Here is a 12,295-nt window from a genome sequence, read left to right on the forward strand (position 1 = left end):
AAGATATCTTAAGGCATTCCATTAACAACACAAATTGGAAGCATGCTAAATCATGATTAAATCTAAGGTTGAAAACATTCCTGTTGGTGAAGTCAGTTTTTTGACAGAGATACCTGACATCAATAAGTTCATTAGTAGTGATGATGATGCGTTGGATTTTCCTTTGAGTATTTCTCAACTGGCACTAGCTGCACAAACATCTGTCCATACGGTAAGAAATTATGTTCTTGAGAACTTAGTACACTGCGAAGAAAAAACTAAGTCAGGCCATTCACTTTACGGCTTATGTGCATTAAAGAGATTAAAGTTCATTCGAGCAGCAAGGGCGGCAGGTCTTCTTGTAGTTGATATCAAGCCATTACTAATGGCAATAGATGCAGGAGAAAGAAAAGTTCCTGAAGACATCCAAAAGCTGCTACTTACTAAAATCGAGCATAGAAAAGTATTTTTAAATCTAGTAACAAACCAAATTGAAGAGTTTTGCAATTAGAACAATTATAGAACAGTTCATGGCTCGACTAAAAACTTGTTAGCTTATCTGTTTTCTATCAATGTTAGCTTGTATATATCAAGCATATAGAATATCAACACCTCCAATTTTTAATGGCACTTTGATGCGCAGTACCTTTTGAATTAGAAATACAAACAGATGGCATTCTTTAACTTATTGATTCTACATCACTAAGTAAACCAGCTAAGTCGATTTCTTTGCGGTCTTTATTAAAGGCATATTCCCCATTTAGATTAATGTGTTGCCAAGCAACAGGTGAAAGCCGAGAAATAACATCAACCACATCTTGCCTACCGTTCCTCTCTTGGATTTGTAAAAATGCCGATAGTAACGCGGAATTATAATAAATAATGCAATTTGAAATGAGTCGAGCACAATCGTTCCATTGTGATACTTGGTAATCATTCCCCCCACGAAATTTATTGCCATTAACTGAAGTAATAGCACGTTTTAACTGATGGTATGCTTCACCTCTGTTCAAGGCTTGCTGGACGTAATGACGCAACGTTGAATTATCAACATACTCCAAAACATAAATAGATTTAATTAAACGGTCGTACTCATGCAATGCTGACAATCTTCGGCTCTTGCCGTTACTCAACTTTCTAATGATTGTGCTTTGAGTGGTGGTTTTACGACTCAATGAACAAACAATATGCTGAATATTGTCCCATTCTTCAGCAATTAGCTTATGATTAATATCTTTCTTTAATTGAATACGGCCTCCGTTCTCTTCAGTCACTTCAAATAGCTCAAAAAACACCTTTTTCATTTTCGCGTATCGAGGGGCGAATGTGTAACCAAAGAAATCTAATATAGCGAAGTTAACATTATTGGTACCATGCGTATCGGTCGATAAGGTATTAGGCTGTATATCTGAAGAGTTGTTATAGAGTAAGTCAAAAGCAAAGTGACCTTCATATTCGTTAGCGCCAATGACTTGCGTACTCACCGGAACATGATTAGAAACCAATGTTAATGCTGAAACACCTTTACCTTTGGAGAAGTACTTAGACGAATACCGAGCCTTAAACGTATTTATGCGACACTCAAATTTTTGACCATCAATGCTTGAAAACAACTGATTATCGTCCACATGGTAATAGGCAAATATTGGCAACGTGGCTATAGCATTAGAAACCTGATCATTAGACGTTTTGAGTGTTTCATATCTGACATAACTATCATCTACACTGCGTAATTTACCCATTGAACGGTCAGAGATATTCGCCATTTTATATAGGCCGTAATTGGTGCCGTTTGCCAATATACAGGCGATCAGATCTTCTTTATTTACTGGTGATTTTTCTTTAGTTGCTGATATGTGTGTAAATGAATTTAAGTAACCTGTCTTTTGATCAACAAACAACATGAGTTCAACGATACCCATGTGTTGAATTTGATTGTAGAGCGGGTTTTCAATTGTTTGTTGCCAACGGCTGTTAGGAATTGACCACTTGAGTTCGGCTTTGCCAGGAATAAACTCAACATACTTATTATCACCACTAAAGATATGCTCGCTTGCTTCCTTCAGCTTAACTTCTAATTGTTGGCTCTTATCTGCGAGTGTTTGGTTAATCGGTGTTGCCAGCTTATCAAGGCCAGTGTTTTCAATGATTGTCTCTTTTTGCTGCCATTCTTTAGGTTGTATAAGATCTGACGTTAAACTACGGTTATTAACGCTTTCTTTCACCGTTAAGCTATTACTGTGAAATAATTGTTCGGCTTTACGATAAAGGAAATACTCAAATCGATTAGCAATTAATTTGGTATTTTCTCCCTCTAAATACTCTCGGTCATGTTTAGGTACCACATCGATGTTAATGGTTTGGATAGCCTTTAATTCACTAAGTTCAGAATGTGCCATAACATACTGCTCATGGAGTTCATCCTTTAAATGAATGAACTCAATATCGATAGACATAAATAATGAGCGGATAAGTTTTTTAATTTTACTGGATTGTTTATCAATAAATTGCCATTCGTACTGACGGCCATCAAAGTCGTTATTATCTAAGTGATCACTTAACAGTTTAATACTGTCAGCAGGGATCAATTCAAAGGCTTTTTTACGTACATCACCAAAGCTTAAATCATCGTCCATATCGGTATCGATGAAGTACTTTAATAAACTACCAGCGGATTTTAATTTGGTTCTTACAATGGTTACATCTTCAACAATACGCTGCTTTGCATAGCCTTTAGCTGATTCGGTTAACTTCCTTACCAAGTAAATAAATGCAGCAACAAGATTGTCGTTAGTCTCTCGGTACCTGAAGAACAAGTAACAAACGAGATATAAAATAGTTTGGCTATCTGCGTGTTTTCTAAGCTTATAAACGGACTTGTGCTTTACCAGTGAAGCATAGTATTCAAGATTTTTAGGTGATAGCTCCAGTTCAGCAATCAGTGACTTAATTTCTGGATAAAGCGAGCGTATAATTCTATGCGTCTTCAGCTCTTGGGTGATTTGGCTCGTTGAAAAGTCCTTAGCCATTTTCTTTAACTTGGCTAAGTCAGTAAAGGTATTATTTGACTCAAGTAATTTAAGTAATGTTTTTCTGGTACCTGAAGACAAACTATCAAGCAGCACCATTTCAATTCGGTTACGCTCATTTGATAATACCGTAGAAATAGTGTCTTGCAGCGTTGTATAACCAGCTAGCGCTATTCTGTTTTGACCAAAATAAGCAATACATTCATCAAAAACATACCTTGGTTCAAGGTTGATTTTTACAACATCGTTAAGCCTTTTTAATAGCGGCTCTTTATCTAACTTGCTTTGGTATGCTGTAAACCCTGTATATTTTAATAACTTATTAATCAGCTTAGTTTTTGTTGTTGGTGATAAATCCTCAAGAGACATATCTTTATCGCTGAAATACTTGGATCTTACATAATCTAAATCATTACTGACTTGAGTAAATGAGAAATTAAATACTATTGGCCGTGACCTAAAGTAACCAAGCAGTAAGATAAAATACACTCTGGTTTCAATACGTCTTAATTCGTTGACGAGCCTTTGAGTTTCACTATCTAACGAAAAATAATCATCACGATCTTTACGGTTAAAATTGGGTAAGGCATAGAGTTCGTTGATTTCTGATTCGCTGAGAATTTGTATACGCTTGGTGTTTGATGAAGAAATAGTGGTAAGCCTTTCTTGTTATTTTTAATCAGCATACCTTAATCAATGAGGTTAATGTTTACCAGTCAACTGCTTAACATTACCATAAAGCCGATTTAAGCGACTAAAGTGGTAAACTTTTCATAAGATAGTTTACCACTGTGTATTATTACTTAAGAATACTAATGCCGATTTCGAGGGGATGGGCTAAATAATACAAACTGTGTTATTCAAGGGGTGAAGTCCAATGGTACGAAAAGTTACTCTAAGCGTGAAAATTCAAGCTAAGGTTAATTTCGAGGGGATGGGCGCAAAACCCCTAGATATGTCTATCATGGAAGTAAAAACGCTAATGGGCAGTCGTTCGAGGCCAGATCAGAGCTGTTCAAATATCAATACGTTAATAGCTAAGCATTTATCAGACGTCATTATTCGCATTGAAGAGCTAAACGTATTAAAGTCATCACTCGAAAATATGGCGTCATCGTGTGACCAAGACAAAACCATTAGGGACTGTGGTATTTTAAATTATTTACACACTTAAAATTGTAAGAAGAACACAATTTCACTGTGCGCGCTCACCTTAACTTGTATCTATCGGCTAACATTCGTCATTTGTATAGATTTATAAGGCAAAAATCAATAGCCTGAACTTTTGATACTGAGTCAGCCATGCATATTCATTTGTGGCCCTACAAAGCGATTTACATCGGAATCAGTCCTGATAATGATGTTCATGCACATCATGCTGTCCAAATTTGCATTGGTTTAGACAAAGACATCTCGGTTCAAGATTACAAGGCACAAAGTATTCACACCGGACAATGTATTGTGATTTTCGAAGATGTCCCTCACAAGGTTTTGGCACAGGACAATCAGATTGTAGTCATCTATTTAGAGCCTGAAGATAGGCAAAACCAACAACTTCTCAAAGCCTTACGTCAAGCCAGGAGTGATGGAATTAATACTCTGCCGCTTACTAGCAAAGAATTGGGATCCATTTCTCAGCATCTATTTACTGACGTCGATATCGACAAAGTGTGGAAAACAGTAAATAAAGCGGTAGGGCTAGTCTATAGTCCTGCGCTTTCATCGCGCCCTGAGGATAAACGGGTACGAGCGGTCATCGACATTATTGCTTCGCAGAGAGGTTGTGCAATCGATATGGCGTTTTTATCATCGAAGGTTTTCTTGTCCCCAAGTCGCAATCAAGTCCTAATTGCTCAGCCCAGCTCCTGATGATAGACCTGTAATATGAATAGCTTATTGGTTGATTAGAGCGACGTATACTCCGAAACAAATAATCACTGGGTTGCAATTTAACTTCTTGAATCCAATGGATAATACTTTGTTGTGTTCTCGGAGTTATCTCAAATTGAACTTCGATCCCAGTTTTCTTCTGCGTTAATTGAACCCTTTCAAATACTTGATCGAGAGTAGTGACGTCTCGAACTTTTAAAGAGAGTAAGTCACATGATCTTAGCTTGCTATCTATAGCCAAATTAAGTAAAGCTAATTGCATCAAGTTGTTTTGAATTTCAATTCGAGTGCGAATACGCCAAATCTCTTCAAGCTTGAAAGGACGTTTCACACCAGTAGCATTGTGATTTAGTTCTGGTTTCATAGTGACCTCCTATTTAAAAGTCACTATGAGGATAGTGGATGTATTACTGATTAGGATTTGGACAAAAACGAGTTAGAGCCGGAGGGCGGATCTGTAAAATGTATAGTGATAACAACATCCTGCTAAGCCGCAGAAACGGAGTTGATTGTTTGATAGCTACCAGTACAATTAAGTATTTAGGAGCCTCATCACATAATTGCATTCCCCAGCCTTTATTTCTATGTAGGGCTAAATAAACTAATCAGTGTTTAAGGCTAAAGAGAATGTGATTTTTCTGTCACTAACTTCTGCACTTAATTGCGCATCAATTGCTTTACTAAGCGTTTTAGCGATTGATAACCCCAATCCAAAGTTATCATTCGATGTTCTTGAAGTGTCTTTTTGCCATAAAGGGTCAAATAATTGGTCTATATCATTATCACTCAAAGGTTCAATAAGGGAGTTAGTAACTGACAAAAATAAAAGTTTTTCTTTTGAAATCATTGTCGAAACTAAAATTTTTGAATTTAGTGGGCTGTATTGTTTAGCGTTGTTAACTAAATTGCTAATAATTGATTCGAGGGCAAACAAGTTGCTTATAATTGCTGGTGCATTCTCATTCAACTCCAAATTTACACGCGATAAATTAGTGTTTTCTAAGACTCTGGTAATGACTTGATTTAAATCACAAGCATCTTGTTTGATTAGCTTACCATTACTGTATTTATGTAATAGCAATAAGTTCGACACGATATTTTTAAGCCGTAAACTTATTTTCAACGCTTCAGGCTTAAAATCCTCATTGAGCTCAATCTCATTTGGAAACCTGATAGCAACTTCTGCCATATTTATAAGTTCGGCAATGGGCGTTTTTATTTCATGGGCAATATCGGATGTAAGTCGCTTTTCCCTTAGGTAAAGTTGTCTATTCTCTTTAATAAAAGCATTTAAGCTTTCAACAATAGGCAAGAGCTCTTTAACTGGATCTTGTATAAATATCTGTGAGCCTTCACTGGTAATACTTAACTGACTGATATCTTGGTTGAGTTTAATTAATGGCGCAAGTGATGTATCTATCGCCTTCCTGACAAATAATCGAATAAATACAATAACTGTAATTATGGTGACTATAAAAATAACGTCAATCAACCAAAGTACAAAATCAACTTCCTCAGAAGACGCTGCATAAGCTAAAGTCAGTGGCTCATCATTTGTTTTTTTATATGTGTCTACTGATATATTGTCTTTTTCTTGTGGTATAAAACGACTATAAAACACCCGACCATCTCGGCCATCAGATAATTGTATAGGGAGTATTTTTGACTCGCCAATTTCTAAGCTTTCATATGGTAGGTTTTTAACTTCAAATAAATCTAAACTTTTTGAGCGGGTAAAAACACTTTCTTTGCTCCATAATTGAAAGTACTCAGGCTCTATTTCCCCTTCGAACTCGGGCAAAAACTCACTAGAAAAGTGAAACGAAAAACCTTCATTAGTTTTATGTACTAAGGTCATTAACATACCTGCTTTGGATTGCAGGCTGCGATCAAACTCATTATCTATCCAACTATCAACAGCAATGTCGGTTGCCAACAAAATGCATAAAACAAAGCTAGTTATAGTTACCGAAAGTGTAACAACTAATCTACTGCGAATAGATTTCATTATTGTCCTTGTACAATATAACCAAAACCACGTTTGGTCTGAATTGGCAGCTCCCCTCCTGCAACTCTTACTTTTTTGCGAGCAGATGATAAATGGGCTTCAATCGAGTTCTTTGATATCAAATCATATTGCCCTGCAAGGTAGGTACTTAGCTTTTCTGCACTAAACACTTTATTTTGATTGCTAAATAAACATTCGACAATTTTGTACTCGTTGGGTGTTAAGTCGATAACATTGTCAGCAACTTTTAGCAGTTTTAACTGTAAATTCAGTGCTAAATTATCAATAGTTATGATATCACTCATCATCTTCAATCCTCCACGGCGCATTAAATTTAGCAGTCGAGCGTGGAGCTCATCAAATGAAAAGGGTTTAGTCAGATAATCATCCGCTCCTGTTAAAAGCCCTAAAACACGGTCTTCAGGTTCTTGCATAGCTGACAAAATTAAGACTTTAGAATCAAGCTGTTTGGTTCTTATGGTTTGCAATAAAGTAATACCATCGATACTCGGTAACATAATATCAAGTATTATAAGCTCATACTCACCTGTCATCGCCATACTCAGCCCTTGTGCACCATCACCGGTGTCATCAACCGCAAAGCCTAGATTTGCTAAGCCAATTCGTAAACTACGCCTTAGTGACGCTGAATCTTCAATTATTAATAACTTCATGTGTTACTCATTCACCTGAAATGCATCTTCATCATTAGGTTACGCCATATAGCTTAAGTTTTACTTAAGACTTGCTTAAGTTTCCATAGTTTAGCCAATATTAAGTTTAGACTCAGGATTTCTTAAGTTTCGGTTTTTAGTATTGCTGCAATTATTAAGATCGAGCACAACTATGACAGCAAATACTTCCGTTTTAAAACCCTTGTTGCGTTTTACTATTATATTGATATCAATCTTTATAACTTCCCGCATTGCTTTATTGTTTTGGCAACATTCAAGATTAAATGATGGTGATATTTGGCCGATCATATCAGGAGCAATCAGAATAGACTTAAGTAGCATTGGATACTTAGCAACTATTGGGGTTTTTATACTGATACTACATGTAGTTGCACGCCCTAAAACAGAGCTTTTCCAGCGTATTTTTACACTTTACGGTAGCTGCGTTGTAACTGTAGTTGTTATTGTTGAAGCATCAACACCTGCATTCATCAATCAATATGATGTAAGGCCTAACCGATTATATATTGAATACCTTGATTACCCACAAGAAGTCTTCTCAATGTTAGTGCATGGCCATCTTTTTGCAATGTTAAGTACATTGCTTTTGGCCTCGTTAACAAGCGTTTATAGCTATCGCCTTTTATGCAGAGCATTCACACAACCACCGTCACTGAAAAAAGCATCCAATTTACCCATTCTAATGGCTGCTTTAATAATCTGCTTATTTGCTGCTAGAGGTACATTAAATCACCGACCGCTTAACCCTGCATTAGTCTATTTTTCTCAAGATTCACTAGTAAACTCACTTGTTCTTAACTCCACTTACAGTGTTGCGTTTGCGCTGAAAAACATGGGTAACGAAAAAAGTGCCAGTAATTTGTATGGCACAATGCTTCGTCAACAAATTATAGATACGGTCAAAAAGGCTTCTTATCGAAAACAGTTTGTCGTTGGAAATATTCCAACCTTGGCGCACAACAAGCCTTTTGTGTCTGGTGTTAAAAAAAACTTAGTTATAATACTTGAGGAAAGTTTAGGTGCCCGATTTGTTGGAGAACTTGGTGGGTTAGATATTACGCCCGAACTTGATAAGCTATATCAACAAGGGTGGGGGTTTGACAACCTTTATGCTACGGGCACGCGCTCCGTAAGAGGTATTGAAGCAATTACTACAGGTTTTACACCATCACCATCTCGCTCAGTAGTTAAACTATCTAAATCGCAGCATAACTTTTTTTCACTAGCGGATGTATTCAGTCAAGAAGGTTACAAAACACAGTTTATCTACGGCGGTGAAAGCCATTTTGACAATATGAAAAGCTTTTTTCTAGGAAACGGGTTTAACGATATTGTTGACATCAACCATATTGATAATCCCCAATTTATCTCCTCTTGGGGGGTAAGTGATGAGGACTTATTCAATCAAGCAGATAAAGAACTGACTAAATTAAGTAATTCGACAGAGCCATTTTTTAGTCTTGTATTTACTTCTAGTAATCACGATCCGTTTGATATACCACAAGGCAAAGTATCGCTACCCAAAGGACATAACCCTGAAAACTATAAGCGTGATCTTGCAATTAAGTATGCCGATTACGCACTAGGTAAATTTATAAATAAAGCAAAAACACGGTCGTACTGGGAAAACACCGTATTTTTGGTTGTAGCAGACCATGATGTGCGTGTTTTTGGCTCTGAACCTGTCCCTTTGAAGTCTTTTCATATACCAGCTGTTATTTTAAACAGCGATATGAAAAGTAAACGCGATCCAAGACTCGTTAGTCAAATTGATCTACCTGTTACTTTGATGTCACTTTTAGGAATTGACCAAGCAACCCCTATGCTGGGCTTTGATCTGACTAAAAGTTATCCAGTTGAACGCGCAATGATGCAGTACTACGACAATTTTGCATACCTAGAAAATGATCGCGCTGTCATCCTAATGCCAAATCAACAAACCAGCTATTGGCGCTATAACAAACAAACCAAAATACAAGAAAAAAATGAACAGCTAAACGTTGATCAAACGTTGGCTGAAAAAGCACTAGCTCATGTGTTATTTAGCAACTTAGCTTACACCGAGCAGCTTTATCGTTTAGCTGATAAAAGTAGTGATAAGGAATAACTATGAAAATTGCTTTTAAAAGATTTTGTATTTCGTCTTGGCAAGTAAGTTACAGCCAATTTGTTTGCTTAGTTTCAATGTATATCGTTATCGCATTTAATGGCTTGTTTTTATACAATACTTTTATGGCTGCAACACAGTCAGGGCATATAAATTGGCTTTTTATCGCGTCGGTCCCTTTATTGCTTTTCTCATTGACTGTTTTAGTTTTAAGTTGGTTGTCCTTAATTACTTTTGTTAAAGCTATACTTCTATTTAGTGTTTTAGTTTGCTCATTGTTGTTTTATTCAACACTTAATTATGGCGTTATTTTTGACAAGAGCATGTTACAAAATATTGTTGAAACAAATTCAGGTGAAGCATTTTCATACTTGAACTTTCAGCTTGTGTTATTTATTTTTTTATTGGGGATTGTACCTACTTACTTATTTTCCAAGTTCACAATTATTGGGAGTTTTAGAGTTCGTTTAAAAAGTTTTACGAAGCTAAATCTATCAGCTTTGCTCTGTTGTGCCTTAATCGCTGTACCCTTTTATAAAGAGTACGCTTCTGTTGGCCGCAACAACCGACAGCTAACAAGTTATATCACCCCGTTTGCATTCTATACAGCAAGTTATAAATACCTGAGGGATAATTACTTTTATCCACCATTACCTTTCAAGGTACTCGATAACTTGCCCACTTTAAAAAATAAAACGAGCACCTCGCTAACTGTAATGGTTGTCGGGGAAACAGCTCGGGCGGCTAACTTTTCACTACAAGGCTATAGTAGAGCAACGAATACTTATACTCCCAAGTTAGGCGTAAAGTATTTTAGTGATGTTTCATCGTGTGGAACGGCAACGGCTATTTCAGTCCCCTGTATGTTTTCACGACTGAACCGCAAAGAATATGATTCTCGGCTTGCTAGTAGTCAAGAAAATGCTCTAGACATTATTCAGCGTAGTGGTGTTGAAGTAACATGGATTGATAATAACAGCAGCTGTAAAGGAGTGTGTGCTCGCATCAAATCAGACAACATTGAGCCGAATAAAGAACATCCGTTATGTGATGGTCATTACTGTTTTGATGAAATATTAGTTACGAAACTAGCAGACAAGATAGCGACTAGTAACGCTAAACATAAATTGGTTGTTCTACATATGATAGGTTCACATGGACCAACTTATTATCGTCGTTATCCTGAACACGAAAGTTTGTTTAAACCTGATTGCTCTCGAAGCGATATTCAGAACTGTAGTACAACTGAACTAACAAACACATATGATAATACTATCGCATACACAGATAAGGTGTTAAGCCAGTTGATAAAAGTATTACAAGCAAGTAACGAAACAAAGAAGTCACTCCTATATGTGTCAGATCACGGTGAGTCACTTGGTGAGAAAGGTTTATACCTTCACGGGTTTCCATATGCATTAGCACCAAGCGAGCAAACCCATATTCCAATGATTTTTTGGAGTAATAAACTCGCTAACTCTAAATTTAATCATTGTATTGAGTTACAACGCTCAAAAGTATTTTCACACGACAATATTTTTGACACTTTACTTGGCTTAACTCAAGTAAGCAGCAGTCAATACCAACCTGAATACGATATTTTTAACGCCTGTAAGGCCCTAAGTCTATAAAGAGAGTTTCCAATGCAATTTGATAGTGCAAATAAGCCGTCAGGTATTAATCGAGTAGTTTTAGCTTTTAAAAATTCACAGCGTGCATTTAAATGGCTTGCTAAAAATGAAGCTGCTTTTAAACAAGAGCTTTTTTTACTCGCTTTATCGCTAATTATTATTTCGATTTGGCAGATAGGTATTTACGAAAAGGTCATGCTACTAATCTCTGTTTTATTTGTGATATTCGCAGAGGTTGTTAATACAGCAATAGAAGCAACAATAGACAGAGTTGGCTTAGAGATTCATCCATTGTCAGGTCTCGCTAAAGATTTAGGCTCCGCAGCAGTATTAATTGCGCTATTGATAAGTTCATTCGTCTGGATTTCTGTATTTATAAGCTATATTGGTTATTTTTAAAATTTATCCAATCTCAATGATCGCTTATCGCTCATTTGCGACCGTCGCCTAAACTCGTTTTGGGGCAGAAACGGGTTACGCTTGAATGTCCGCTTCACGCCCTGAGGCACTCAACAAGCTTTTTCTACCACTAAAAGAGGAGAACCTTTCTCTTTTAGTGCTTTTAAATATTTTGATTCATCATAAGCTTTTCCTGTTTTCCAGCACCTAAATAAGATCCTTACCCATTTATAGGCCAACGCTCTTACTGCCGATTGGTGTGAATTACCTTTCGCTTTTTGCTGTGCGTAATAAATGCCCGCCCAATAAGATTGCCCTACGCTTTTGGAAGCCCACTCTATAAAGCTCTGACGGACAAATTTAGAACATTGCCAGCGCCAATGTACCCAGCTTTTTTGACCACTACGCTCTGTAACTGGCGATAAGCCTGCATAGTTTTGTATTTCTTGTGCGCTACTAAAACGAGATTTATCTTCCCCTAAAGTAGCTAAAAGCCTAGGAGTGCGTATTCCGGTGATGGTGAACACCGATTCCGGTTTTATCGTGAACACTTAAAT

Annotated in this window: 10 protein-coding genes and 1 pseudogene; 6 read left to right on the forward strand and 5 right to left on the reverse strand. The window is 36.8% G+C overall.

All coding sequences use genetic code 11. From position 1 onward, the window contains the following. Positions 1-52: 52 nt before the first annotated feature. Positions 53-490: a MerR family transcriptional regulator gene (locus tag QMA00_RS14120; RefSeq protein ID WP_008110853.1), complete on the forward strand. Its 438-nt coding sequence runs from the start codon at positions 53-55 to the stop codon at positions 488-490. 169 nt (positions 491-659) lie between these two features. Here QMA00_RS14120 and QMA00_RS14125 read toward each other — a convergent pair whose 3' ends face one another. Beyond that, complete coding sequence (locus QMA00_RS14125; RefSeq protein ID WP_076923155.1) at positions 660-3,659, reverse strand: Tn3 family transposase; 3,000 nt, start codon at positions 3,657-3,659, stop codon at positions 660-662. A gap of 226 nt (positions 3,660-3,885) precedes the next feature. Here QMA00_RS14125 and QMA00_RS14130 point away from each other — a divergent pair, with 226 nt between their 5' ends. After that, positions 3,886-4,182, forward strand: coding sequence for a MerR family DNA-binding protein (locus tag QMA00_RS14130; RefSeq protein WP_080668968.1), 297 nt, complete (start codon positions 3,886-3,888; stop codon positions 4,180-4,182). A gap of 128 nt (positions 4,183-4,310) precedes the next feature. Beyond that, positions 4,311-4,877, forward strand: a complete 567-nt coding sequence (locus tag QMA00_RS14135) for a hypothetical protein (protein ID WP_010554769.1) — start codon at positions 4,311-4,313, stop codon at positions 4,875-4,877. Here QMA00_RS14135 and QMA00_RS14140 read toward each other — a convergent pair. From QMA00_RS14140 to QMA00_RS14150, 3 genes and pseudogenes are all read right to left on the reverse strand, one after another. Continuing rightward, positions 4,840-5,262, reverse strand: a pseudogene (locus QMA00_RS14140) (tyrosine-type recombinase/integrase); the annotation flags it as partial. The gene QMA00_RS14135 and the pseudogene QMA00_RS14140 sit on opposite strands and share 38 nt — an antisense overlap. A 237-nt stretch (positions 5,263-5,499) precedes the next feature. Further along, entirely contained in the window at positions 5,500-6,906 is a 1,407-nt protein-coding gene (locus QMA00_RS14145; RefSeq protein ID WP_024599465.1) for an ATP-binding protein, read from the reverse strand. Beyond that, a complete protein-coding gene (locus tag QMA00_RS14150) occupies positions 6,906-7,580 on the reverse strand; it encodes a response regulator transcription factor (protein WP_024599464.1) in 675 nt (224 codons plus the stop codon). The genes QMA00_RS14145 and QMA00_RS14150 overlap by 1 nt, the downstream gene beginning before the upstream one ends. Positions 7,581-7,722: 142 nt before the next feature. Here QMA00_RS14150 and QMA00_RS14155 point away from each other — a divergent pair, with 142 nt between their 5' ends. Genes QMA00_RS14155 through QMA00_RS14165 form a run of 3 tightly spaced genes read left to right on the forward strand, consistent with a single transcriptional unit; the run spans position 7,723 to position 11,738 of the window. Then, a complete protein-coding gene (locus tag QMA00_RS14155; RefSeq protein ID WP_356947894.1) occupies positions 7,723-9,708 on the forward strand; it encodes an LTA synthase family protein in 1,986 nt (661 codons plus the stop codon). Positions 9,709-9,710: 2 nt separating this feature from the next. Next, on the forward strand, positions 9,711-11,339 hold the full coding sequence (locus QMA00_RS14160; protein ID WP_024599462.1) for a phosphoethanolamine--lipid A transferase: 1,629 nt from the start codon (positions 9,711-9,713) through the stop codon (positions 11,337-11,339). Between the two features lie 12 nt (positions 11,340-11,351). Beyond that, on the forward strand, positions 11,352-11,738 hold the full coding sequence (locus QMA00_RS14165; protein WP_024599461.1) for a diacylglycerol kinase: 387 nt from the start codon (positions 11,352-11,354) through the stop codon (positions 11,736-11,738). Positions 11,739-11,848: 110 nt separating this feature from the next. Here QMA00_RS14165 and QMA00_RS14170 read toward each other — a convergent pair whose 3' ends face one another. Continuing rightward, positions 11,849-12,289, reverse strand: a complete 441-nt coding sequence (locus tag QMA00_RS14170) for a transposase (protein WP_290157755.1) — start codon at positions 12,287-12,289, stop codon at positions 11,849-11,851. Positions 12,290-12,295 lie beyond the last annotated feature (6 nt).

Origin of the sequence: Pseudoalteromonas sp. APC 3694 (assembly GCF_030407565.1) — a bacterium.
GTDB lineage: Bacteria > Pseudomonadota > Gammaproteobacteria > Enterobacterales > Alteromonadaceae > Pseudoalteromonas > Pseudoalteromonas tetraodonis.

What these genes read in the sequence shown, in the direction of transcription:
- QMA00_RS14120 (WP_008110853.1), top strand. Translation starts at nt 53, where the DNA reads ATGATTAAATCTAAGGTTGAAAACATTCCTGTTGGTGAAGTCAGTTTT.
- QMA00_RS14130 (WP_080668968.1), top strand. Translation starts at nt 3,886, where the DNA reads ATGGTACGAAAAGTTACTCTAAGCGTGAAAATTCAAGCTAAGGTTAAT.
- QMA00_RS14135 (WP_010554769.1), top strand. Translation starts at nt 4,311, where the DNA reads ATGCATATTCATTTGTGGCCCTACAAAGCGATTTACATCGGAATCAGT.
- QMA00_RS14145 (WP_024599465.1), bottom strand. Translation starts at nt 6,906, where the DNA reads ATGAAATCTATTCGCAGTAGATTAGTTGTTACACTTTCGGTAACTATA.
- QMA00_RS14150 (WP_024599464.1), bottom strand. Translation starts at nt 7,580, where the DNA reads ATGAAGTTATTAATAATTGAAGATTCAGCGTCACTAAGGCGTAGTTTA.
- QMA00_RS14160 (WP_024599462.1), top strand. Translation starts at nt 9,711, where the DNA reads ATGAAAATTGCTTTTAAAAGATTTTGTATTTCGTCTTGGCAAGTAAGT.
- QMA00_RS14165 (WP_024599461.1), top strand. Translation starts at nt 11,352, where the DNA reads ATGCAATTTGATAGTGCAAATAAGCCGTCAGGTATTAATCGAGTAGTT.